General features: G+C 71.7%; 11 protein-coding genes and 1 pseudogene. 10 read left to right on the forward strand and 2 right to left on the reverse strand.

Going from position 1 to position 25,095, the window contains the following annotated elements; translation table 11 throughout:
- From clsB to treY, 10 genes and pseudogenes are all read left to right on the forward strand, one after another.
- A pseudogene (clsB, locus tag AruCF_RS29935) lies at positions 1 to 713 on the forward strand (cardiolipin synthase ClsB); the annotation flags it as partial.
- The gene (locus AruCF_RS14680) at positions 710 to 1,690 is read left to right on the forward strand and encodes a lysylphosphatidylglycerol synthase transmembrane domain-containing protein (protein ID WP_049073802.1); all 981 of its coding nucleotides are present in this window, start codon (positions 710 to 712) and stop codon (positions 1,688 to 1,690) included. The pseudogene clsB and the gene AruCF_RS14680, both read left to right, overlap by 4 nt.
- Before the next feature lie 155 nt (positions 1,691 to 1,845).
- Complete coding sequence (gene glgA, locus AruCF_RS14685) at positions 1,846 to 3,408, forward strand: glycogen synthase GlgA (protein WP_049073804.1); 1,563 nt, start codon at positions 1,846 to 1,848, stop codon at positions 3,406 to 3,408.
- Positions 3,409 to 3,417: 9 nt separating this feature from the next.
- Positions 3,418 to 6,591: an alpha-1,4-glucan--maltose-1-phosphate maltosyltransferase gene (locus AruCF_RS14690; protein ID WP_049073806.1), complete on the forward strand. Its 3,174-nt coding sequence runs from the start codon at positions 3,418 to 3,420 to the stop codon at positions 6,589 to 6,591.
- A gap of 22 nt (positions 6,592 to 6,613) precedes the next feature.
- Positions 6,614 to 9,955: a maltose alpha-D-glucosyltransferase gene (gene treS, locus AruCF_RS14695; RefSeq protein ID WP_049073808.1), complete on the forward strand. Its 3,342-nt coding sequence runs from the start codon at positions 6,614 to 6,616 to the stop codon at positions 9,953 to 9,955.
- Entirely contained in the window at positions 9,952 to 12,129 is a 2,178-nt protein-coding gene (glgB, locus tag AruCF_RS14700) for a 1,4-alpha-glucan branching protein GlgB (protein ID WP_049073810.1), read from the forward strand. The genes treS and glgB overlap by 4 nt, the downstream gene beginning before the upstream one ends.
- 2 nt (positions 12,130 to 12,131) lie before the next feature.
- Complete coding sequence (gene glgX / locus AruCF_RS14705; protein WP_049073812.1) at positions 12,132 to 14,243, forward strand: glycogen debranching protein GlgX; 2,112 nt, start codon at positions 12,132 to 12,134, stop codon at positions 14,241 to 14,243.
- Complete coding sequence (gene treZ, locus AruCF_RS14710) at positions 14,240 to 16,027, forward strand: malto-oligosyltrehalose trehalohydrolase (protein WP_049073814.1); 1,788 nt, start codon at positions 14,240 to 14,242, stop codon at positions 16,025 to 16,027. Before glgX ends, treZ begins: the two co-directional genes overlap by 4 nt.
- Complete coding sequence (malQ, locus tag AruCF_RS14715) at positions 16,024 to 18,141, forward strand: 4-alpha-glucanotransferase (RefSeq protein ID WP_049073816.1); 2,118 nt, start codon at positions 16,024 to 16,026, stop codon at positions 18,139 to 18,141. Before treZ ends, malQ begins: the two co-directional genes overlap by 4 nt.
- A complete protein-coding gene (gene treY, locus AruCF_RS14720; protein WP_049073818.1) occupies positions 18,138 to 20,846 on the forward strand; it encodes a malto-oligosyltrehalose synthase in 2,709 nt (902 codons plus the stop codon). Before malQ ends, treY begins: the two co-directional genes overlap by 4 nt.
- Positions 20,847 to 20,907: 61 nt before the next feature.
- Here the strand turns inward: treY and AruCF_RS14725 are convergent, their stop codons facing one another.
- Together AruCF_RS14725 and AruCF_RS14730 are read right to left on the reverse strand one after the other, a co-directional pair.
- On the reverse strand, positions 20,908 to 22,581 hold the full coding sequence (locus AruCF_RS14725) for an NAD(P)/FAD-dependent oxidoreductase (protein WP_049073820.1): 1,674 nt from the start codon (positions 22,579 to 22,581) through the stop codon (positions 20,908 to 20,910).
- Between the two features lie 90 nt (positions 22,582 to 22,671).
- Complete coding sequence (locus AruCF_RS14730) at positions 22,672 to 25,053, reverse strand: TonB-dependent receptor (RefSeq protein ID WP_235432819.1); 2,382 nt, start codon at positions 25,051 to 25,053, stop codon at positions 22,672 to 22,674.
- Positions 25,054 to 25,095 lie beyond the last annotated feature (42 nt).

Consider the following 25,095-nt stretch of genomic DNA (forward strand, 5'->3'; position numbering starts at 1 on the left):
TGCCCGCGCCGCGCTCGGCGCCGGGCCGGCGGCGCCGGCGGCGGCCCGCGCCCGTCGACGCCATGCCCGCCGGCGACGGCGGCGGCCGCCTGGTGGTGCGCGACAACCACGACCACCCCACCGACATCGAACGCTACTACCGCGCCGGCCTGCGCGCGGCCCGGCACGATGTGCTGATCGCCAACGCCTATTTCTTCCCCGGCTATCGCCTGCTGCACGACCTGGCCAAGGCCGCCCGGCGCGGCGTGCGCGTGCGCCTGCTGCTGCAGGGCGAACCCGACATGCTGGTGGCGCAGCTGGCCGCCAGCATGCTCTACGACTACCTGATCGACGCCGGCGTGGAGATCTTCGAATACTGCAAGCGTCCGCTGCACGCCAAGGTGGCCTGTGTCGACCAGGACTGGTCGACCGTGGGGTCCAGCAACCTCGATCCGCTCAGCCTGGCATTGAACCTGGAAGCCAACGTGGTGGCGCGCGATACCGCCTTGAACGCCGCCCTGCGCGCCAGCCTGGACCGCCTCATCGCCCAGGACTGCCGGCCGGTGCGGATGCGGCCCGGCTCCCGGCGGCGCCTGCGCCGCTTGTGGGTCGGCGTGGTGGTGTTCCACTTCCTGCGGCGCTTTCCCGCCTGGGCCGGCGCCCTGCCGGCGCACAAACCGCGCCTGCGCACCCTGGACGACAACAGTCCGCGGCGCGAAAGCGAGGCGCAATGAGCCTGTATCGCTCCCGCCTGGCGCGGATCGCGCGTCACCGCTGGCCCCGGATCAAGCGCGTGCTGCCCTGGATCGTGCTGGCGCTGGTGGCCGCCCTGCTGGCGTATTTCGCCACGTCGGTCGACTGGCCCCAGGTGTGGCAGGCGGTACGCCGGATTCCGCGCGCCACCATCGCGCTGGCGGCCGCGTTGGTGGTGCCGGCCTATCTCGCCTATGCCTCGATGGACCTGCTGGGCCGCCGCTATGTCGGCCACGCGCTGCCCTGGCCCAAGGTGCTCGGGGTAGCCATGCTGAGCTATGCGCTGAACCTCAACCTGGGCGTGCTGCTGGGCGGCCTGGGGGCCCGCCTGCGCCTGTATGCGCGACTGGGTTGCCGCAAGGCGGTGGCCACGCGGGTGGCGGTGTTCTCCGCCGTCTCCAACTGGCTCGGCTACGGCTGGGTGGCGGGCCTGGTGTTCGCCAGCGGCCTGATCGTGGTGCCCGCCGGCTGGGAGATCGGCGGCGGCGTGCTGCGCCTGCTGGGCGTGGGACTGATCGCCCTGGCCGCCCTCTACGTCTGGATCTGCGCCCGCGCCACGCGCCGTTCGGTGCACTGGCTGGGCCAGCGCGTGAGCCTGCCGGGCGCGCGCATGGCCGTGCTGCAGAGCCTGACGGCGGCCCTGTCGTGGCTCTTGATGGGCGCCATCATGTATGTGCTGCTGCAAGGCAGGGTCAGCTATCCCGTGGTGCTGGGCATCCTGCTGTGCACGAGTTTCGCGGCGGTGGTGACGCGGGCGCCGGGCGGACTGGGCACCACCGAGGCGATCTTCGTGGCGGCCCTGTCGCCCCGGCTGCCTGCCGCCGAGGTGCTGGGCGCGGCCCTGGGCTATCGCGCCCTGTACGCGCTGGCGCCGCTGTGCCTGGCCCTGCTGGCGTTCATGCTGGTCGAGCTGCGCCTTGCCTGGCGCAAGCGCCACACCCTGGCCCGCGCGCGCTGAGCCAGGATTACAAGATGCGGCAACAACGGCGCCCGCACGCCGTCTCCCCCCTGGCGCGACGGGGCGCCAGGGCCGGGCATGGCACTTGCGTAGGGATCAGGCTTGCGGACACGGCCCCGATTCCGGCGGCCCTCCGCCCCCTCTCCGGAGCGAGCATGGCGACACCCAGAATCCTTATCGTGGCGGCCGAAGCCTTCCCCCTGGCAAAAACCGGCGGGCTGGGCGATGCCATCACCGGCATGGCGCGCGCGCTGGCCCAGGCCCAGGCGCTTCCGACCCTGCTGCTGCCCGCCTATCGCGGCGTGGCGCAGCGCCTGCAATCGCTGTGCCCCGTTGCCGACCTGCCCGGGCTGCCGGGCGGTGACGCGCGGCTGCTGTCCGGCATCTGCCCGCAATCGGGCCTGCCCTTCCTGCTATTGGACAACGACGCGCTCTATGATCGCGACGGCCTCTATCTGGATAGCGGCGGGCAGCCCTATCCGGACAACGCTTTGCGCTACGCCGCGCTGGCGCATGCCAGCGTCCGCATCGCGCAAGGCCTGCCGGGGCTGCCGCGCCCCGATCTGGTGCACGCGCACGACTGGCACGCGGCGCTGGCGCCCCTGCTGTTGCGGGCCGCGGGCATCGAAGACGTCAAGAGCGTCCTGACGATCCACAACCTTGCGTTCCAGGGCCAGGCCCCGCTCGAAGACGCCGCCGCGTTGGGGATCGGGCCCGCCTTCCGCGGCGAGGACGGCGCGATGGCCTGGGGCCAGCTGAATTTCATGAAGGCCGGCATACGCTACGCCGATCGCGTCACCACCGTCAGCCAGCGGTATGCCCGCGAGATCCTGACCCCCGCGTTCGGCTGCGGCCTGGACGGCGTCCTGCGTGAACGCGAGACCGATCTGCTGGCCATCGCCAACGGCATCGACACGCAGCTGTGGAACCCGACGCGCGACCCGCACCTGGGCCCGCTGCGCTACAGCGCCGCCGACCTCGCCAACAAGCGCCTGTGCAAGGCGGCCGTGCAGCATGAGTACGGACTGCGGGAAGATCCCCAGGCCGTCCTGATGATCATGTGCAGCCGCCTGACCGGCCAGAAGATGGCCGATGTGGCCGCGCAGGCGCTGCCCCAGGCGCTGGAGGCGCACCCGTCGCTGCAGGTGGCGGTGCTGGGCCAGGGCGAGCGCCATCTGGAGGCCGCCCTGGCCGAATTGGCCGGGCGCTTTCCGCGCCGCTGCGCCGTGCGCATCGGCTACGACGAAGCCGGCGCGCACCGGCTGCACGCCGCCGGCGACGTGCTGCTGCACGGCAGCCGCTTCGAGCCGTTCGGCCTGACGCCGCTTTACGCCATGCGCTATGGCACCCTGCCGATCGGCTCGCGGGTCGGCGGCATGGCCGACACGATCGCGGACCCCGGCCCGCACCAACCCCTGACCGCCATGGCCCGCGCCACAGGCGTCCTGTTCGACGGCGACGCGCCCGCCGACATGGCCGCCGCCATCGCGCGCGCGCTGCACCTGCACGGCCACGCGACGCTGTGGCGGGCCATGCAGCGCAACGCCATGACCGCGGACTTCAGCTGGCGGCCCGCGGTGGCGCAGTACCTGGCGTTGTTCCAGGCCTTGGGCGGCGATCGCGCCGCCCCGGCGGAGTCGCCGCTGGCGGAAAGCGCCACGCCACGCGCGCGGCAGGCGCGCCGCGCCGCCTCCCTCACCACCCCCGTGCTCCAGTAGGAACCGCCAATGGCCTTGCCTTCCTCCGCGCCGCGCATCTATTACGCGCCGTCCGGCCTGCCGGCCGACGACGCCACGCGCGAGCGGCTGCTGGCCGGGGTCGGCCGCGACGGATTCAGCGCGGTGCTGGTCCCCGTGCCCTGGCTCTGCCCGGCCAACGCGCGCTCGCTGGCGCCGGTCGACGCCGATCGCGCGCCGGCCCCGGACGGCGGCACCGGGCCGCTGCCGGCGCGCCTGGCGCGGGATGCCGGCGAGGCCGCCAAGCACGGGCTGGCATTGCTGCTGCGGCTGGAACTGCAGCGCGTGGCCCGCGATGCGGTGGACAGTACGGCGCCCGCCGCCTGGTATCACGATCCGGTCGACGACCCGGCGCGCGATCCCCGGCTGTCGCTGGCCGAACACGGCGTCAGGCAGCTGCGCGAGGATCCGCCGGCGGGCTTTGTCGATGCCTGGGCCGCGCGCCTGCTGCGCTGGACGCGCGCGGGGGTCGGCGGCTACGTCGTGCAGCCGCCGCCGCATCTCGATGCGCAGACATGGCGGTCGCTGTTCGCGCCCGCGCGTCAGGCCGACCCCGCGTTGCGCTGCCTGGCCTGGACGCCGGGCCTGGCGCCAGCGGCCCTGGCCCGCCTGCGCGACGCGGGCTTTGACGGCGTGTTTTCATCGCTGCCGTGGTGGGACTACCGCTCGCCCTGGCTGGCCGAGGAGCTGGAACGCTTGCGCGAGGTGGCGCCGGTCATTGCCCCAACCGGCGCACTGGACGAGGCCCGCCCGGGCACGCCCGTCGCCAGCGACGCGCGACGCGCCTGGAGCGCCGCGTTGAGCGCCTCCGGCTGGCTGGCCGCCGACGCCGATCGCGCGGCCGGCGCCGCACAGGTCAACGCCTGGTTGCGCGACGCGCACTGCCCCGCGCCGCCGCGCCTGGTGGTGGGGCGCGACGGCGGCGCCACCCTGCTGCTGCGGGACACGGCCGAGGAGGGCGCGGCGTTGCTGGCGCTCAACCCCGATGACCGCTCCCCGGCCCGCCTGGACTGGGACCTGGCCGCGGGCCTGCTGCCCGCCGGCACGATCGTCGCCCGCGGCGATACCGCAGTGGACGCTCCGCTACCGCCCGCCGCCTGCGCCCGCTACGAGCTGGCGCCAGCCGCGCCCGTGCGCCTGTCGCCCCGCGCGACCTCGGCGACTGCGGCGACGCGCGGCGACGGCGCCGGCCAGGCCCGTATCGCCATCGAACAGGTCGTGCCCGCGGTCGACGGCGGCGCCTTCCCCGTCAAATGCGGCGTGCATGATCCCGTGCAAGTCGAGGCCGACATTTTCATGGACGGCCATGACCGGCTCGCGGCCGAGCTGCGCTGGCGCGCCGACGACGAACCCGCCTGGCGCGCCGTGCCACTGGTTCCGGTCGGCAATGACCGCTGGTCCGCCAGTTTCCGGCCCGACCGCATCGGCCCGCACGCGTTCCAGGTGGCCGCCTGGCACGACGGCTGGGAGACGTTCCGGCACGAACTGGAAGTCAAGCATGCCGCCGGCGCCAGTCTGCGGCTGGAACGCGAGGAAGGCCTGCAGCTGCTGCGCGCGGCCGACCAGCGCGCCAGCCAGGCCGCCACGCCCGGCGCCGGCGCCGGCCTGATCAAGCGCGCCCTGCGCGCCTGCGCCGCGCCGGCGCCGGACAGCGAACCCGACGCCGCCCAGATCGAGACGCTGCTCGACCCCGCTTTGGCCCAGGCCATGCGCAGCCACGACAGCCGCCCGTTCGAATCGCTGTCCGCCATCCACCCGCTCTGGGTCGACCGGCCGCGCGCCACCCACGCCGCGTGGTACGAACTGTTCCCCCGGTCGCAGGCCGCCGAACCCGGCCGCCACGGCACCTTCGACGACGTCATCGCGCGCCTGCCCGACATCCGCGCGATGGGCTTCGATGTGCTGTACCTGCCGCCGATCCACCCTATCGGCCTGGCCAACCGCAAGGGCCGCAACAACAGCCTGCGCGCCGGCCCCGACGATGTCGGCAGCCCCTACGCCATCGGTTCGCCGGCCGGCGGCCACGACGCCATCGAGCCGCGCCTGGGCACCCTGGCCGACTTCCTGCGGCTGGTCGACGCCGCCCGCGAGCACGGCCTGGAGATGGCATTGGACTTCGCTATCCAGTGCTCGCCCGACCACCCCTGGCTGGCGCGCCATCCCGACTGGTTCTCCTGGCGGCCCGACGGTTCGCTGCGCTATGCCGAGAATCCGCCCAAGAAGTACGAAGACATCGTCAACGTGGCGTTCTATGGCCCGCCGCCCAAGCGCGCGCGCAAGCTGGGCCTGTGGCGCGCCCTGCGCGACATCGTGCTGTTCTGGGTGGAACAGGGCGTGCGCACCTTCCGCGTCGATAACCCCCACACCAAGCCGCTGCCCTTCTGGCAATGGCTGATCGCCGACGTGCACGCCCGCCATCCGGATGTGCTGTTCCTGTCCGAAGCCTTCACCCGGCCCAGGATGATGTACCGCCTGGCCAAGATTGGTTTTACCCAGTCGTACACCTACTTCACCTGGCGCAACGACAAGGCCGAGCTGGAAGCCTATCTGCGCGAGATCTCGCAGGCGCCCGTCGCGGATTTCTTCCGGCCGCATTTCTTCGTCAACACGCCCGACATCAATCCGCTGTTCCTGCAGACCTCAGGCCGCCCCGGCTTCCTGATCCGGGCGGCGCTGGCCGCGCTGGGTTCCGGCCTGTGGGGCGTGTACAGCGGCTTCGAACTGTGCGAGGCCGCGCCGGTGCCGGGCAAGGAGGAATATCTGGACTCCGAGAAGTACGAGCTGCGCCAGCGCGACTGGCACCAGGCCGGCAACATCCGCGCCGAGATCGCGCGCCTGAATCAACTGCGCCGCGCCAATCCCGCCTTGCAGAGCCACCGCGGCCTGACGCTCGCGGCCAGCGGCAACGACCGCGTCATCGCCTTCGCCAAGGCCACGCCCGGCCAGGGCAATGTGATCCTGGCGGCGATCAGCCTGGACCCGTTCCATCCCCAGACCGCCCGCCTCGAGCCGCCCTACGCGCTGTTCTGCCCGCCCTGGGCGGCCGAACTGGTGGCCGAGGACCTGCTGGGCGGACAGCGCGAAACCTGGCAGGGCGGCGCCCGCGACGTGGCGCTGTCCCCCGATCAACCCTACCGCATCTGGCGGCTGTCGCGTCATGGTTGACGCCGCCCGGGAGCCCGCCACCATGAACAGCGACACCCCGCCCCAGGACGACGGCCTCTGGTACAAGGACGCGGTCGTCTACCAACTGCACGTGAAGTCGTTCTTCGACTCCAACGACGATGGCGTCGGCGACCTGCCGGGGCTGATCTCCAAACTGGATTACATCGCCAACCTCGGGGTGGACACGATCTGGCTGCTGCCGTTCTATCCCTCGCCCCGCCGCGACGACGGCTACGACATCGCCGACTACCGCGGCGTGCATCCCGACTACGGCACCGTGGCCGACGTGCGCCGGCTGATTCGCGCCGCCCATGCGCGCGGGCTGCGCGTCATCACCGAATTGGTGGTCAACCATACCTCCGACCAGCACCCGTGGTTCCAGCGCGCCCGCAGTTCGCGGCCCGGTTCGGCCGCGCGCAATTTCTATGTATGGTCGGATAACGACAAGGCCTACGCCGGCACCCGCGTCATCTTCTGCGACACCGAAAAATCGAACTGGACCTGGGACCCGGTCGCCAATGCCTACTTCTGGCACCGCTTCTACTCGCACCAGCCCGACCTGAACTACGACAACCCGCAGGTGCTCAAGGAAGTGCTGGCGGTGATGCGGCACTGGCTGGACATGGGCGTGGACGGCCTGCGGCTGGACGCCGTGCCGTACCTGGTCGAGCGCGAAGGCACCAACAACGAGAACCTGCCCGAGACCCACCAGGTGCTCAAGCGCATCCGCGCGGTGATCGATGCCGAGTACCCGGGACGCCTGCTGCTGGCCGAGGCCAATCAGTGGCCCGAGGACGCGCAGGAATATTTCGGCGATGGCGACGAATGCCACATGTCGTTCCACTTCCCGCTGATGCCGCGCATGTACATGGCGATCGCGCAGGAAGACCGCTTTCCCATCACCGACATCATCCGCCAGACGCCCGACATTCCCGCCACCTGCCAGTGGGCCATCTTCCTGCGCAACCACGACGAACTGACGCTGGAGATGGTCACCAGCCGCGAACGCGACTACCTGTGGAGCGTCTACGCCGCCGATCCGCGCGCCCGCATCAACCTGGGCATCCGCCGGCGGCTGGCGCCGCTGCTGGAACGCGACCGGCGCCGGGTCGAGCTGATGAACAGCCTGCTGCTGTCGATGCCCGGCACGCCGGTGCTGTACTACGGCGACGAACTGGGCATGGGCGACAACGTGCACCTGGGCGACCGCGACGGCGTGCGCACGCCGATGCAGTGGTCGCCCGACCGCAACGGCGGCTTCTCGCGCGCCGACCCCGAGCGCCTGCCGCTGCCGGTGCTGATGGGGCCGCTGTATGGCTACGAGGCCGTCAACGTCGAGGCCCAGCAGCGCGACCCGCATTCACTGCTGAACTGGACCCGCCGCATGCTGGCGCAGCGCCGCCAGACCCGCGCCTTCGGCCGCGGCACGCTGCGCTTCATCCAGGCCGGCAACCGCAAGATCCTGGCCTACCTGCGGCAGTGGCGCGACACCACCATCCTGTGCGTGGCCAACCTGTCGAACGCCGCCCAGCCGGTCGAACTGCCGCTACAGGCCTTCAATGGCCGCGTGCCGGTGGAAATGCTGGGCGGCACGCCCTTTCCCGCCATCGGCGAACTGCCGTATCTGCTGACGCTGCCTCCGTATGGTTTTTACTGGATGGACCTGAGCGCCGAGGCCGCGCCGCCCGGCTGGCATGCCAGCCTGCCCGAACGCATGCCGGAGCTGGTCACGCTGGTATTGCGCGGCCACGCCAATGCCGTCCTCACGGACGCCTCGCGCGTCGCGCTGGAAACCGAAGTGCTGCCAGAATACCTGGCGCGCCAGCGCTGGTTTCCGGGCGCCACGCCGCCGGCGCGGGCGAGGCTGGCCTACGCCACGCCGTTCGGCGCCGATGGCGCGGAGTACTACTGGGCCGAGGCCGAACCGGCCGACGCCGGCGCGGGCCAGCGGGTGCAGGTGCCCTTCGCGCTGGTGTGGGATGAAACCGCGCAAGTCCAGTATCCGATCGCGCGGGTGCGGCGCGGGCCGGAAGTCGGCATCCTGGCCGACGCCTTCCTGCAACCCGGCTTCGTGCTGGGCGTGGTCCAGGCCCTGCGCGCCGGCCGCGAGTGGGACGGCCGCCAGGGCGGCAAACCGGGCGAGCGGCCCGGCGTGATCCGCTGCCAGGCCGAGCCCGGCCTGGCGGCGCTGGACCTGGGCGCCGAGCCGGCGCTGCAATGGATCAGCGGCGAGCAGTCCAACAGCTCGGTGGTGATCGGCGGGCAGGCCATCCTGAAACTGCTGCGCAACGCCGAACCGGGGCTGTCGGCCGAAGTGGAAATGAGCCGCCACCTGACGCGCGCCGGCTACGCCAACATCCCCACCCTGCTGGGCGAGGTCAGGCGGATCGACGCCGACGACACACCGTGCACCCTGGCGGTGCTGTATGCCTATATCGCCAACGAGGGCGACGCCTGGGGCTGGACCCTGGACTTCCTCAAGCGTGCCCTGGCCACCGCGCTGCTGGGCGGCGACAGCCCCGAGGAATTCGAAGCCAGCCTGGAGGGCTACGCGACCTTCGCCGCCACCATCGGCCGGCGCGTGGCGCAATTGCACCAGGTGCTGTCGCGCCCCAGCGACGACCCGGCGTTCGCGCCGGCGCGGGCCTCGCGGGAGGATGCCGATGCCCTCGCCGCCAGCGTCACCGCGCAACTGGATCGCGCCGCCAAGGCCCTGCGCCACCGCCTCGATACCCTGGAGGACCCCTCGCGCGCCTGCGCCCAATGGCTGTTCGAGCACCACGACCGGCTGACGGCGCGGATCGAACGCATGGCGCAGTCGCTGGCCGGCAGTCCGCTGATCCGCGTGCACGGCGACCTGCACCTGGGCCAGGTGCTGGTGGCGCAGACCGACGCCTACCTGATCGACTTCGAGGGCGAGCCGGATCACCCGCTGGCGCAGCGACGGCAACTGGCCTCGCCCGCCAAGGACGTGGCCGGCATGCTGCGGTCCTTCGACTACGCGGCCGCCGCCGTCGCGCGCCAGGATCCGCTGGGCGGCGCGCCCGCCGACGCCAACGCGGCGCCGGTGGAAAACGCCGCCACCGCGAATTCGCCGGCGCAGTTGCGCGATGCGCTGCTGGCGCGCTTTCGCGCCCGCGCCAGCGAGGCCTTCCTGCAAGGCTACGAGGAAACCGCCGCGCAGGCTTCGCCCGCCTGGCGCACCCTGCTGCAACTGGCTCAACTGGAAAAGGCCGCCTACGAGATCGGCTACGAGGCCGGCCACCGCCCCGACTGGATCTCCATTCCGCTGTGCGCCCTGGCGGGCCTGGCCCATGAATGGCTGCGGAACGCGGCCATCGATGCCGAGGATTCGACCTCATGACGCGCCATCCCGTCCCGCTCGACCCCGCCGAGCGCACCGCCCTGATCGCCGGCCTGCATGGCGATCCCTTTGCCGTGCTCGGCCCGCACCAGGGCGGCGTGCGGGTGCTGGCGCCTGGCGCGCGCGCGGTCACCGTGCTCGGACCGGACGACGCGCGCCGCGCGCTGGCCGATGACGGCGACGGGCTGTACAGCGGCCCCGCGCCCTTCGCCCGCGCCGGCGCGCCGCACAGCTATCGGCTGGAAATCGAATGGCCGCAGGCGCGGCAGTCCACCGCCGACCCCTACGCCTTTGGCCCGGTGCTGCCCGACGACGCGTTGCGGCGACTGGCCACCGGCGACTGGCAAGCGGCGCTGCAATGGCTGGGCGCGCGCCTGGACACGATCGATGGCGTGGCCGGGCTGCGCTGCGCCCTGTGGGCGCCCAACGCGCGCCGCGTGGCGGTGGTGGGCGATTTCAACAGCTGGGACCCGCGCCGCCACGGCATGCGCCTGCGGCACCTGGCCGGCGTCTGGGAACTGTTCATCCCCGGCTTGGACGCGGGCGCGGTCTACAAGTTCGCGGTCACCGACGCCACCGGCGCGGTGCGCCTGAAGGCCGACCCGCACGCCCGCCGCGCCGAACTGCCGCCCGCCACCGCGTCGGTGGTCGACGAAACCGCGCCCTATCCCTGGACCGACGACGACTGGATGCGCGCGCGCGGCCGGCGCCACGCGCCCGGCGCCGCCATCGCCATCTACGAAGTCCATGCCGGCTCCTGGCTGGCCGCCGACGGCGACGCCTGCCCCTGGCGGCAGCTCGCCGACAAGCTGCCGGCCTATGCCGCCTCGATGGGGTTCACCCACATCGAACTGATGCCCATCATGGAACACCCCTTCGGCGGATCCTGGGGCTACCAGCCGCTGGGACTGTTCGCGCCCAGCGCGCGCTTCGGCCCGCCGGCCGCGTTCGCGCATTTCGTCGACCGCTGCCACGCCGCCGGCATCGGCGTGATCCTGGATTGGGTGCCGGCCCACTTCCCCGACGACCCCCACGGCCTGGCGCGCCTGGACGGCACCGCGCTGTACGAATACGACGATCCGCGCGAAGGCTACCACCCGGACTGGCACACCCTGGTCTACAACCTGGGCCGCACCGAGGTGCGCGCCTTCATGATCGCCAGCGCCCTGCACTGGCTGCAACGCTTCCATATCGACGGGCTGCGCGTGGATGCGGTGGCCTCGATGCTGTACCGCGACTACAGCCGCCGGCCCGGCGAGTGGATCCCCAACCGCCACGGCGGCCGCGAGAACCTGGAGGCGGTCGACTTCCTGCGCACGCTCAACCAGGCGGTGCGCGACGAGGTGCCCGACGCCATGATGATCGCCGAGGAGTCGACCGCCTGGCCCGGCGTGACCGCGCCGGTGGCCGACGGCGGCCTGGGCTTTCACTACAAATGGAACATGGGCTGGATGCACGACACGCTGCGCTACCTGGCCGAAGACCCGGTGCACCGCAAGCACCACCATGGCGAGCTGACCTTCAGCATGGTCTACGCCTACGCCGAGCGCTATGTGCTGCCGCTCTCGCACGACGAGGTGGTGCATGGCAAGGGCTCGCTGCTGCGCAAGATGCCGGGCGACGATAGCGCCCGCTTCGCCAACCTGCGCGCCTACCTCGGCTACATGTGGGCGCACCCCGGCAAGAAGCTGCTGTTCATGGGCGGCGAACTGGCGCAGCCCGGCGAATGGAACCACGACGCGCCGCTGGACTGGAACCTGCTGGACGATCCGCGCCACCGGGGCGTGCAGCGCCTGGTCGGCGACCTGAACCACCTGTATTGCGCGCAGCCCGCCCTGCACGCGCGCGATGCCGACCCGGCCGGCTTTGCCTGGGTGGTGCTGGACGACGCCGACAACAGCGTCGTCGCCTTCCTGCGCACCGACGGCGCCAACCAATTGCTGGCGGTGTGCAACTTCACCCCGGTGGCCCGCGGCGGCTACCGCATCGGCGTGCCGCTGGCGGGACGCTGGGACGAAGTCCTGAACACCGATGCCGGCGTCTACGGCGGCGCCGGCATCGGCAACCTGGGCCAGGCGCGGACCGGCCCCGAAGCCGCGCACGGCCACGCCCAATCGCTGCTGCTGACGCTGCCGCCCCTGTCCACGCTTTACTTCCTGCGCCAAGGCGAATGACCATGGATCCTTCTTTGTTGACCCGCATGACGGCAGGCCAGCCGTACCCCCTGGGCGCCACCAGCGACGGCCTGGGCGTGAATTTCGCGGTGTTCTCGGCCAATGCCACCCGCGTCGAGGTCTGCCTGTTCGACGCCCGCGGCCGCAAGGAACTGCGCCGCTTCGACCTGCCGGAATGCACCGACGAGATCTGGCATGGCTACCTGCCCGATGCGCAGCCCGGCCTGGTCTACGGCCTGCGCGCGCATGGCCCCTACGATCCGCGCAACGGCCACCGCTTCAACCCGCACAAACTGTTGCTGGACCCTTACGCCCGCCAGCTCACCGGTCCGGTCAACTGGAGCGATGCACTGTTCGGCTACCGCCTGAACCACGCCCGCGCCGACCTGTCCCTGGACCGGCGCGACAGCGCGCCGGCCATGCCCAAGGCCGTGGTGGTCGAGGACCTGCCATTCAACTGGGGCAACAGCAAGCCGCCGCGCACCGCCTGGGCCGACAGCGTCATCTACGAGGTTCACCTGCGCGGCGTCTCAATGCAGCGCGAGGACCTGCGCCAGCCCTTGCGCGGCACCGCCACGGCGCTGGCCGACCCGCGCTTCATCGAGCACCTGCAGCGCCTGGGCGTCACCGCGGTCGAGCTGCTGCCGGTGCACGCCTTCCTGCAGGACCGTTTCCTGCTGGAACGCGGCCTGCGCAACTACTGGGGCTACAACACGCTGTCGTTCTTCGCGCCCGAGCCCTCGTACCTGCAGCACGGCCCGAACGAACTGCGCCAGGCCATCCGCCGGCTGCACGCGGCGGGCCTGGAGGTCATCCTGGACGTGGTCTACAACCACACCTGCGAAGGCAACGAACTGGGACCGACGCTGTCCTGGCGCGGCCTGGACAACGCCAGCTACTACCGCCTGGTCCCGGGCGAGGAGCGGCACTACATCAACGACACCGGCTGCGGCAATACGGTCAACCTGTCGCATCCGCGCGTGCTGCAGATGGTCACCGATTCGCTGCGCCACTGGGTGCGCTCCTATGGCGTGGACGGTTTCCGCTTCGATCTGGGCGTCACGCTGGGGCGCGAAGGCACCGGTTTCGACCCCGGCTCCGGTTTTTTCGATGCCGTGCTGCAGGATCCCGAACTGGCGGCGGTCAAGCTCATTTCGGAACCCTGGGACATCGGCCCGGACGGCTACCAGCTGGGCAATCATCCGCCCGCCTTCGCCGAATGGAACGACCGCTACCGCGACACCGTGCGCCGCTTCTGGCGCGGCGACGAGGGCCAGCGGGGCGACATGGCGGCGCGGCTGACGGCCTCGCGCGACCTGTTCGACCGGCGCCATCGCCGCCCGTGGGCCAGCGTCAACTTCGTCGCCTCGCACGACGGCTTCACGGTGCGCGACGTGGTCAGCTACAACGGCCGCCACAACGAGGCCAACGGCGAAAATGGCGAGGACGGCCACGCCGAGAACTACAGCAGCAATTGGGGCGAAGAAGGCCCGACCGAGGACGAAGCCGTGCTGGAACGGCGCGCCCGCGTGCTGCGCGCCCTGCTCGCCACGCTGTGCCTGTCGGATGGCACGCCCATGCTGCTGGCGGGCGACGAATTCGGCAACAGCCAGCACGGCAACAACAATGCCTACTGCCAGGATTCGCCCCTGTCCTGGCTGGACTGGACCGAGGCGCAGAGCGACCAGGGCCGGGGCTTGAGCCAGGCGGTGGCGCGGGCGCTGGCGCTGCGGCGCGGCCACCCGTCCCTGCGCGCCGCCCGGTATGGCGACGCGGCGCGCGAAGTCCGCCCCGGCATCGCCGCCATCAGCTGGTTCAACCCCGACGGCCAACCCATCGAGCCCGCCTCCTGGGAGGACGCCGGCGCGCGGGCCATGGCCCTGCGCCGCGCGGCCCTTCGCGACGACGGCAGCGCCGACATCACGCTGCTGCTGCTCAATCCCGGCGCCGAGGCGCTGGCGTTCACCCTGCCGGCGCCGGCCCTGGCCTGGATCCGCGAACTGGATTCGTCCGCCCCGACGCCAGCGGCGCCCGTCAACGATGCCGAGGTAACGGTGCCGGCGCAGAGCCTGGTGCTGCTCGCCGCCGCCCCCATGCAGGAGCCGGCGGCATGACGGCCTGGCCCGAACCCTTTTCCTTCGGCGCGCTGCCGCTGCCCGACGGCCGCACGCGCTTCCGCCTGTGGGCGCCGTCCGCGGCGCCGGGCCTGGCCCTGCTGATCGAAGGCCGCGACGCCATCGCGCTGCATCCCGACGCGCAGGGCTACGCCCAGGTTGACGTCGATTGCGGTCCCGGCACGCGCTACCGTTATCGCCTCGGCGACGGCGCCATGGTGCCGGACCCGGCCTCGCGCCTGCAGGACGGCGACGTGCACGACGCCAGCGTCGTGACCGGGCCCGACGCCTACGCCTGGCAGCATGCCGGCTGGCGCGGACGCCCGTGGGAAGACAGCGTGCTGTATGAAATCCACGTCGGCCTGGCGGGCGGCTACGCCGGCGTCCGCCAGCGCCTGCCGGCCCTGGCCGAACTGGGGGTCACGCTGCTCGAACTGATGCCATTGGCCGACTTTCCGGGCGCGCGCAACTGGGGCTATGACGGCGTGCTGCCGTACGCGCCCGACACCGCCTACGGCACGCCCGAGGAACTCAAGGCGCTGATCGACACCGCCCATGGCCTGGGCATGGGCGTGATGCTGGACGTGGTCTACAACCACTTCGGCCCCGATGGCAACTTCCTGCCGCGCTACTCGGCGCCATTCTTCCGCGACGATGTGCCCACGCCGTGGGGCGCGGCGATCGATTTCCGCCAGCCCGCCGTGCGCCGCTTTTTTGAGGAGAACGCGCTGTACTGGCTCAGCGAATACCGCTTCGATGGCCTGCGGCTGGATGCCGTCCACGCCATCGTCGGCCACGAATGGCTGGAGGAGCTGGCGCGCCACGTGCGCGGCCAGTTGCCTGGGCGCCACGTGCACCTGGTCCTGGAAAACGACGACAACCGCGCCTCGCTGCTGCAGGCCGGCTACGACGCGCAATGGAACGACGACGCGCATCACGTGCTGCACCATCTGCTGACCGGCGAATCGCAGGGCTACTACGCCGACTACTCGCGCTATCCGGCGCAGGCCCTGGCGCAATGCCTGGAACAGGGCTGGCTCTACCAGGGCCAGCCTTCGGCCTACCGCGGCGGCCGTCCGCGCGGCGAGCCCAGCGCCCACCTGCCGCCCAGCGCCTTCGTGCTGTTCCTGCAGAACCACGACCAGACCGGCAACCGCGCCCTGGGCGAACGCCTGACGCGCCTGGCGGCCTCGCCCGAGCGCCTGCGCGCGGCGGTGGCAATGCAGTTGCTGATACCGCAGATTCCGCTGATCTTCATGGGCGAGGAATGCGGCAGCGAGGCGCCGTTCCTGTACTTCACCAGCCATGCCGACCCGGCCCTGGCGCAGGCGGTTCGCGAGGGCCGGCAACGTGAATTCCCGGCCTATGCCGCCCACGATGCGGCCACGGCCCTGCCCGATCCCAACGCCCCCGATACCTATGCGCGCAGCCTGCCCTGGCACGACGACACCGGCGATGCCGCCAAGAACTGGCTTACCTATTACCGCGCCCTGCTGCACCTGCGCCAGCACGCGCTCGCCCCGCGCCTGCGCGGGGCCGAGAGCCTGGGCGCGCTGGCGCTCGGGACGGCCACGGTCATGGCGCGCTGGCGGCTGGGCGACGGCGCCGTGCTGACGCTGTACGCCAACCTGGGCGCCGACCGCGAGCCGCTGCCGGCAACGCTGTCGCCACCGGGCGACTTCGCCGATCTGCTGTTCGAATCCCTGCCCGGCGCGCTTGCCTCGCTGCGCGCCGGCAGCGCCTGCGCCGACAGCGTGGTGGTTCTGCTGGAGGACGCGCCATGAGCGGAACTCTCTCGGCCCTCGCCCTGGCCGCCGGCCTGGCCGAGCATTGGACCGATGCCTATCGCCAGCCGCGCACCGTGGCGCCGGAGACACTGCGCGCCCTGCTGGGCGCGATGGACCTGCCGGCGGACAGCGACGCCGACATCCGCGCCAGCCACGAACGCCTGGCGCGGGCACGCGGCGACGCGCAACTGCCCGCCATGATGGTGACCACCGCCGGCGGCATGCTGCGCCTGCCCCCCGCCTGCGCGGGTCATTACGAAATCGGCGCCGCCCACGCGAAGCCCCTGGCCGGACACACCACGGCCGATGCCGCCGGCGTGCCGCAACTGGAAGCGCCGACGGTTCCCGGCTACTACACGCTGACCCTGGCCACCGGCACCGTGACCCTGGCGGTGGCGCCCAGCAGCGCGCCCAGTCTGTCCCATCTGCTGGGCGAGCCCCAGCCGCGCGCCTGGGGCCTGGCTGCCCAGGTCTACAGCCTGCGGCGCCCGGCCGCCGACCTGGTCCACGCGACCCAGGGCTTCGGCGACTTCGGCGCGCTGCGCGACCTGGCCGTCAGCGCCGGCGCCGCCGGCGCCGACGTGCTGGCGATGAGCCCGGTGCATGCCATGTTCGCGGCCGATCCCCAGCAGTACAGCCCCTATTCCCCTTCCAGCCGGCTCTTCCTGAACGTGCTCTACGCCGATCCCGCCGCCGCGCTGGGCGAGGCCCAGGTGCGGGCCGCGCTGGCGCGGATGGGGCCGCTGGCGCAGCAGGCGTTGCGCACGCTGGACGCGCGCGACCTGATCGACTGGCCGCAAGCCGCCCATGCGCGCCAGCGGCTGCTGCGGGAGCTATACCGCGACTTCGAACGGGTCGCGACGCCGGACCAGCGCCAGGCGCTACAGAGCTTCTGCGAGGCGGGCGGGCAGGACCTTCACGACCACGCGCTGTTCGAGGCCTTGCACGAACACCTGGCGCGCATGCCCGGCGCGCCGCGTGCCTGGAGCGCCTGGCCCGACGGCCTGCGCGACCCGCGCTCGCGCGAGGCCCGCGACTTCGCCCAGGCGCAGGCTGGCGAGCTGGCGTTCCACCAGTTCTGCCAGTGGCTGGCCGCCGTCAGCCTGTCGCAGGCGCAACAGGCGGCGCGGCGGGCCGGCATGCGGGTGGGCCTGGTGGCGGACCTGGCGATCGGCGCCAGCCCCGCCGGCAGCCACGCCTGGAGCCACCAGGCCGACCTGATGCGGCGCACCGGCGTGGGCGCGCCGCCCGACATTCACAACCCGCGCGGCCAGGCCTGGGGCCTGACCGCCCTGTCGCCGCAAGCCCTGCATCAATCGGGCTACGCCGCGTTCATCGCGCTGTTGCGCGCCAGCCTGGCCCAGACCGGCGGCCTGCGCATCGACCATATCCTCGGCATGGCGCGCCTTTGGTTGATCCCGCAAGGCGCGGCGGCCGGCGATGGCGCCTATCTGCGCTACCCGTTGCGCACGCTGCTGCGATTGACGGCGCTGGAGGCCTGGCGCCACCAGGCCCTGGTGATCGGCGAAAACCTGGGCACGGTGCCCGACGGCTTTGACGACACGCTGCGCGACCACGGCGTGCTGGGCATGGACGTGCTGTGGTTCATGCGCGCGGCGCCCGGCGCAAAGCCGACGGCCCCGTTCATGCCGCCGCGCGACTGGCCCGCCCAGGCCGCCGCCATGACCACGACACATGACCTGCCCACGCTGGAGGGCTGGTGGCGGGGCCGCGACATCGATTGGCGCGCCGGCCTGGATCTGCTGGGCCCGGCGCAGCGCGAGTCCGACCTGCGCGCGCAACGCGACGCCGATCGCGACAGCCTGTGGCAGGCGGTGCGCGAGCATGCGCACCAGCCCGCCGAGCCCGCCCCCGCGCAGGCGCCCGCGGCCAAGCTGCTGGCCTTCGTGGCGGCGGCGCCGTGTCCCCTGACCCTGGTGCCGCTGGAAGACGCCACCGGCACCCTCGATCAGCCCAACCTGCCCGGCGGCGATGCCCGCCATCCCAACTGGCGCCAGCGCCAGCCGCTGGCCGCCGCCGATTGCCTGGACGCGCCCGAGGTGCGCGAACGGCTGGCGCTCCTGCGGTCCCTGCGAGGACGCACGCCATGAACGGTATCGACACGCCCCCGGGGCCCGCGCCGTCCCGGCCGCGCGCCACCGCCCGCCTGCAACTGCACGCGGGCTTCACCCTGGACGACGCCCGCGCCCAGGTCGGCTACTTCGCCGCGCTCGGCGTCAGCCACCTGTATCTGTCGCCGATCACGCGCGCCCGCGCCGGGTCGACCCACGGCTACGACGTCATCGACCACGGCCAGGTCAGCCCGGAACTGGGCGGCGAAGCGGCGTTGCGGCGGCTGGCGCAAGCGGCCCGCGCCCACCGCCTGGGCCTGATCGCCGACATCGTGCCCAACCACATGGCGGCCGATGTCTCCAACGCCTGGTGGGCCGACGTGCTGCGGCGCGGCGAACGCAGCACGCATTCGCGCTGCTTCGACATCGACTGGCGCGCCCCCGACCCCGCCCTGCGCGGCAAGGTATTGCTGCCGGTGCTGCCCGAGCCCTATGGCGTCTGCCTCGACGCCGGCATGATTGTCCTGGCGCATGACCCCCAGCGCGGCTACGCCATCGACGTGGGCGGCCAACGCTATCCAGTGGCCGAGCCGCCGCCGCCCGCGCAAAACCCCGCGCACACCTGCGCGGCGCATGCCGCCGACTCGGCGGCCGGCCGGCGGCGCCTGCACCACCTGCTGGAGCGCCAGCACTACCGCCTGGCATGGTGGCGCGCCGCGCCCGACCAGATCAACTGGCGCCGCTTCTTCGAGATCCATGAACTGGTCGGCGTGCGGGTCGAGGACGACCTGGTGTTCGACGCCGTGCACGCCCTGCCGCTGCGCCTGTATCGCGAGGGCCTGCTGGACGGCTTGCGCATCGATCACATCGACGGCCTGGCCAGCCCGGGCGCCTACCTGAAGCGGCTGCACGGCGCCCTGCTAAGGGCGGCGCCGGAACGCGCCCGTGCCGGCCTGGCGGCCGCCCCCTACCTGATCGTGGAAAAGATACTGGCCGACGACGAAAGCCTCGATCCGCGCTGGCAGGCGGACGGCACCACCGGATACGACTTCATGGACCAGGTCGGCGCATTGCTGCATGCGTCGGCGGCGCGCGACCCGTTGACACGGTTCTGGGAGACCCTGAGCGGCGATCCCCGCCCCGCGGCGGCGCAACTGCGCGCAGCGCGCGAACTCATGCTGACGCGCCACTTCGCCTCGGAACGGCTGGTGCTGGTGCGCGCGCTGACCCGGGTGGCGCGCCTGGACCTGCGCACGCGCGACTGGGCGGCCCCGGCGATCGACCGGGCGCTGACAGCGTTGCTGGCGGCGTTTCCGGTGTATCGCAGCTATGCCGAAGACGGCGGCCGCGGCGCGGCGGACCGGATTCATTGGCAAACCGCGCTGGCCGGCGCCCGCGCCGCGCTGGCGGCCGCGCCCGACAGCCCCGACGACCAGTTGCTGGCACTGCTGGACCAATGGCTGGATGGCTCGCCCGGCGAGCCTTGCGAGGCGGACGCGGCCAACGCCCTGCGCAACGCGCGCGCCCGGGCGCTGCGCCACTTCCAGCAACTGACCCCGCCGCTGGCCGCCAAGGCGCTCGAGGACACGCTGTTCTACCGCTACGGCCCGCTGTTGTCGCGCAACGAGGTTGGCGCCAGCCCGGCGCGCTTCAGCCTGGAACCCGCGGCCTTCCTGGCCGATTGCGCCGCCCGCGGCCGCAGCCATCCCGACGCGCTGCTGGCCACCGCCACCCATGACCACAAGCGCGGCGAAGACAGCCGCTGCCGCCTCGCCACGCTGAGCGAAATCCCGCAGGACTGGATCGCCGCCGCCAGCGGCTGGATCGAACGCCTGCCGGGCCGCGAGCAGCGGCCATCGCGCGCCGACCGCTATCTGCTGCTGCAAACGCTGGTCGGCGCCTGGCCCCTGGAGCTGGCCCCCGACGACATCGACGCCCGCCCGGACGCCGTCGCCGCCTGGATCGCGCGCGTCGCGCAATGGCAACTGAAGGCCCAGCGCGAAGCCAAGCTGCACACGCGCTGGACCGCCCCCGACCCGCGCTACGAAGACGCCGCCAGCCAGGCGCTCGACGCGTTGCTGACCACGCCCGACGGCAGGACACTGCTGCGCGAGATCGCCGGCTACGCGCTGCGCCTGGCGCCAGCCGGACTGGTCAACAGCCTGGCCCAGACCCTGCTGCGCAACACGCTGCCCGGCGTGCCGGACCTGTACCAGGGCGCCGACCTGTGGGATTTCAGCCTGGTCGATCCCGACAACCGCCGGCCGGTGGACTATGCCCGGCGCGCGGCGCTGCTGGACGGCGCGCCTGCCGCCGGCGCCATCGACGCCAGCGCGGCCGCCTGGCACAGCGGCGCGGTCAAGCAGGCCCTGATCCAGCGCGCGCTGGCCGTGCGCGCCCGCCATCCGGCGCTGCTGCGCGAGGGCACGCTGCAACCCGTCGCGGCGCAAGGGCCGCGCGCCGCGCACGTCCTGGCATTCCTGAGGCGCCACGAGGACCAGGCCCTGCTCGTCGTCGTGCCGCGCCTGTGCGCCACGGCGATCGCCGGCTATGCGCGGGGCGACGCGGCGACCGCGCGCGACCATTGGGCCGGCACCCGCCTGCTGTTGCCGGACGATGCGGGGGGCGTCTTCCTGGACCCGCTGTCATCGCGCCGGCATCCCTCCGCGGCATGGGAACTGGACCAGCTGCTGCATGATCTGCCCGTGGCGCTGTGCGTGAGCGGGGACCCGCGAACCGGATAACCGCCCGCGCCCGCGACGCCTGCCCGTCGCCGCCGCGCCCGGACAGGCCATCCCGGTCAGCTCAATAATCGTCGCTGGGACCGCGCCGATTGCCGCCGGTGATGTCGTCGCGGCCCAGCAGATGCAGCGCCACCGCCTCGGCCACCTTCATGCCGTCGATGGCGGCCGACATGATGCCGCCGGCGTAGCCCGCGCCCTCGCCCGCCGGGAACAGCCCGAGGGTGTTCATGCTCTGGAAATCGTCGCGGCGCGTGATGCGCAGCGGCGACGAGGTGCGCGTCTCGACGCCGGTCAGCACCGCGTCGTGCATGGAAAAGCCCTTGATCTGGCGCTCGAACGCCGGAAGGGCTTCGCGGATAGCGGCGATGGCGTAGTCCGGCAGGCTGGACGACAGGTCGGTGAGCGTCACGCCCGGCTTGTACGACGGCGTGACACTGCCCAGCGCGGTCGACGGCCGGCCCGCCAGGAAGTCGCCCACCAACTGCGCCGGCGCGCTGTAATCGCCGCCGCCCAGTTCGTAGGCGCGCTTTTCCCAATGGCGCTGGAAGTCGATGCCCGCCAGCGGCGAGTCCTCGATGCCAGGAAAGTCCTTGGGCTCGATGCCGACCACGATGCCGGCATTGGCGTTGCGCTCGTTGCGCGAATACTGGCTCATGCCGTTGGTGACCACGCCGCCGGGCTCCGACGCGGCGGCCACCACGGTGCCGCCCGGGCACATGCAGAAGCTGTAGACCGCGCGGCCGTTGCCGGCATGGTGCACCAGTTTGTAGTCGGCCGCGCCCAGCACCGGATGGCCGGCGCTGGGACCGAAGCGGGCGCGGTCGATCAACGACTGCGGATGCTCGATGCGGAACCCCAGCGAGAACGGCTTGGCTTCCATGAACACCCCGCGCTTGTGCAGCATGCGGAAGGTGTCGCGGGCGCTGTGGCCCACCGCCAGCACCACGTGGCTGGCGGCAATGAACTCCCCGCCCGCCAGGCGCACGCCGCGCACCCGGCCGTCCTCGATCTCGATATCGTCCACGCGGCTCTCGAAGCGGAACTCGCCGCCCAGCGCGGCGATCTGCGCGCGCATCTGCTCGATCATCTTGACCAGGCGGAAAGTGCCGATGTGCGGCTTGCTGACATACAGGATCTCGGGCGGCGCATCGGCGGCGACGAATTCCTGCAGCACCTTGCGGCCGTAGTGCTTGGGGTCCTTGACCTGGGTCGAGAGCTTGCCGTCCGAGAACGTGCCCGCCCCGCCCTCGCCGAACTGCACGTTCGACTCCGGCTGCAGGATGTTCTTGCGCCACAGCCCCCAGGTGTCCTTGGTGCGCTCGCGCACCACCCGGCCGCGCTCCAGGATGATCGGCCGGAACCCCATCTGGGCCAGGATCAGCGCCGCGAACAGGCCGCAGGGGCCGAAGCCGATCACGACGGGGCGACGGCTCTCGGGCAGATCGGCAGGCGCGTGGCCGACGTACTGGTATTCCATGGGCGGCGTCGGCATCACCGTGCGCAGGCCGGCGACGCGCTTGAGCACGGCGGCCTCGTCGGCCACCTCGACATCCACGGAATAAGTCAGCGTGATGGCGCTGCGCTTGCGCGCGTCATAGCTGCGGCGGAAGATGGTCAGCGCGCGCAGGGCCTCGGGGGCGATCCCCAGGCGGCTACAGGCCGCGGCGCGCAGGGTGTTTTCGATGTCGTCCTGGGAGGTCGACAGGGGCAGGATGATTTCGGTCAGGCGCAACATGAGGCAGGGGAACCGTGTCAGGGTTCAAGGGCTCGTAAAACGCGTATTAAAACACGCCGACGGCCCTTGCCCCTTGCCCCTTCCCGGTCGCTACCAGCGGTGCTGGTACGTCAGCGTCAGCACCGTGCCCGGGGCCGGCAGGCGGCTGGTATTGGTGCTGGTGCGCATCAACTGGCTATAGAGCGGGTAATAGTCGCGGTTGAACAGGTTCTCGATCCCGACGATCAGCGTGTCCTTCGGCGTGACCTGGTAGCGGCTCATCAGGTCAACCGTGAAGTAGCTGCCCACGTCACGCCGGCCGAAACTCTCGACGCCATCCAGCCGGTAGTCCTTGGCCCCGAAGTAATTGGCCTGGATGCGGTTGCTCCAGCGCTCGTTGGGCCGGTACTGCAGATACGCGGTGAGCTTGAGCGGCGGGATGCGGTAGCCGGTCATGTCGCGCCACTGGCCGTTGTCGGGCCGCTCGCGTCCCTTCATCCACGTGAACGTGCCGCCTGTGCCCCATTTCTCGTCGTCGGTCAGGTAGTCCACCGTCGCCTCGATGCCGTGGATGCGCTCCTCGGTGCGGGTCAGGATCAGGCCGTTGTTGAAGCTCTGCACATCGCCCAGCTTGGAGGTGGTGTAGAACAGCGCCAGCGACGCCGTGGTGTTGCCCACCCCGCCGCGCCAGCCCAGCTCGTAGTTATTGGTCTTGACCGGCTGCAAGTCGGACGAGCCGATGTCGAAGCCCGGCCGCGCGTTGCGCATCTGCACGCCGATGTCCGGCAGCTGGAAGCCCTGGCTGAAGTTGGCGTACAGCTCCTGGCCGCGGATCGGCGCGTAGGTCAGGCCGGCGTTGAACAGGAAGGCATCGTAGCTGACCGAACCGCCCTGCACCGAGGCTGGCGACGCCACGCGCGATTGCGACAGCGGCACGAAGTCGCCGAAGCGGGCGGTGGCGTACTCGTAGCGCGCCCCGCCCTGCACCGACCATTGCTCGTTGAAGCGGTGCTCCAGCTGGCCGAAGATACCGGTGCTGCGCGAGGTCAGCTCGGGCATGTAGGTCAGGCGGCCGGTCTTGCGGAACACCCGGCCGCCGCTGGCGTCGTAGGCCGCCGCGTCGAACACGTCGATCGGCATGTCGCTGCGTTCCTGGTTGAAGTCCATGCCCCACAGCAGTTTCGACTGTTCGCCCAGCGGCGTGTCGATCGTCAGCCGGCTGCCGAACACCTTGCTGTTCTGCATGACCTGGTCGACGTTGCCGCCGCGCGTGACCACGGCGCGCGCGTCGAACGGCGTGAAGCGCGTGTAGTAGTCGCGGTAGTACATCTGCGCCGTGACCTTGCTGCCCAGCAGGTCCAGGTGCTGGTATTCCAGGTTCACCAGCGTGTTGCGGATCTGGTTCTGGTCGGCCAGGTCCAGGCCGCTGAGCGGCAGCGCGCGCGCCGTGCCCGGCGGCAGGCGGCCGACCGAGGGATCCGAGGTGTAATCGGAATGCTGGTCGGCGTTGTAGTAGCTGGCCGACAGCTGCAGGCGCTGCTTGTCGTCCAGCCGCAGGCCCAGCTTGCCGCCCAGGCTGTAGATGTTGGAGTCGAACAGATCGCCCTGGCTGGGTTCGGGCGCGATGCGGCGGCCGCGCGCGTCGTAGGAGGCGCCGTTGTGGCGCGCGCCCAGGTCCAGCGCGTAGTCCAGCATGCCCTGGCTGCCGGCGAAATGCTGCTGCAGTTGGCCGCCCAGCCCGTCCGAATTCAGCCGGCTCAGCGGGCTGACGGCGGTCACGGTGGTTTCGGCCACCGGTTCGCCGCCGGCGGGCCGGGTGGTGATCGAGACGATGCCGCCGGTGGCCCCGGCGCCGTAGATCGAGCTGCTGCCGCGCAGCACTTCAACGCGCTCGATGGTGGCCGGGTCGATGTTGGCCAGATTGCGCGACGAATCGCGGTTGGTGTTCAACGGAATGCCGTCCACCAGCACCAGCACGCCGCGTCCGCGCAGCGTCTGGCCATAGTCGGTCATGGTGCGGCTGGAATCGGCCATGCCCGGCACGGTCTTGGCCAGCACGCTGGCCAGGCTGTCCGAGCCGGTGCGCAGTTCCTGCAAGGCGTCGCGCTCCAGCACGATGGTCTGCTGCACGGGGCTGACCAGGTTGCTGGCCGTGCGCGAGGCGCTGACCTCGATCGGCGCCATCACGGTGGCGCCGCCGCTGGCCGCCTCGGGTTCGATGATGGTGGCCGAGCCTTCCTGCCGCAGCCGCAATGGTTTGCCCTGCAGCAGCGCGGCCAGCGCCTGTTGCGGCGTCATGGACCCGGACAGCGCCGGCGCCTGCATGCCGGCCACGGTCTGAGGCGCATAGAAAATCTGCAGGCCGTGCGTTTCGGCCAGCCGCTTGAGCGCCTGGTCGAGCGATTGCGCCGGCATGTCAATGGCGACGGGCGCCGTCGCCTGCGCGTCGGCCATCCCCGGGCCGAACGCCAGCACTGCCGCCATCGCGGCCATCGTCAGGCGCGCGGCCACCGGCGCGCCTTGTCCCATTTTCTT

This window comes from Achromobacter ruhlandii (assembly GCF_002082135.1).
Lineage (GTDB): Bacteria > Pseudomonadota > Gammaproteobacteria > Burkholderiales > Burkholderiaceae_B > Achromobacter > Achromobacter ruhlandii.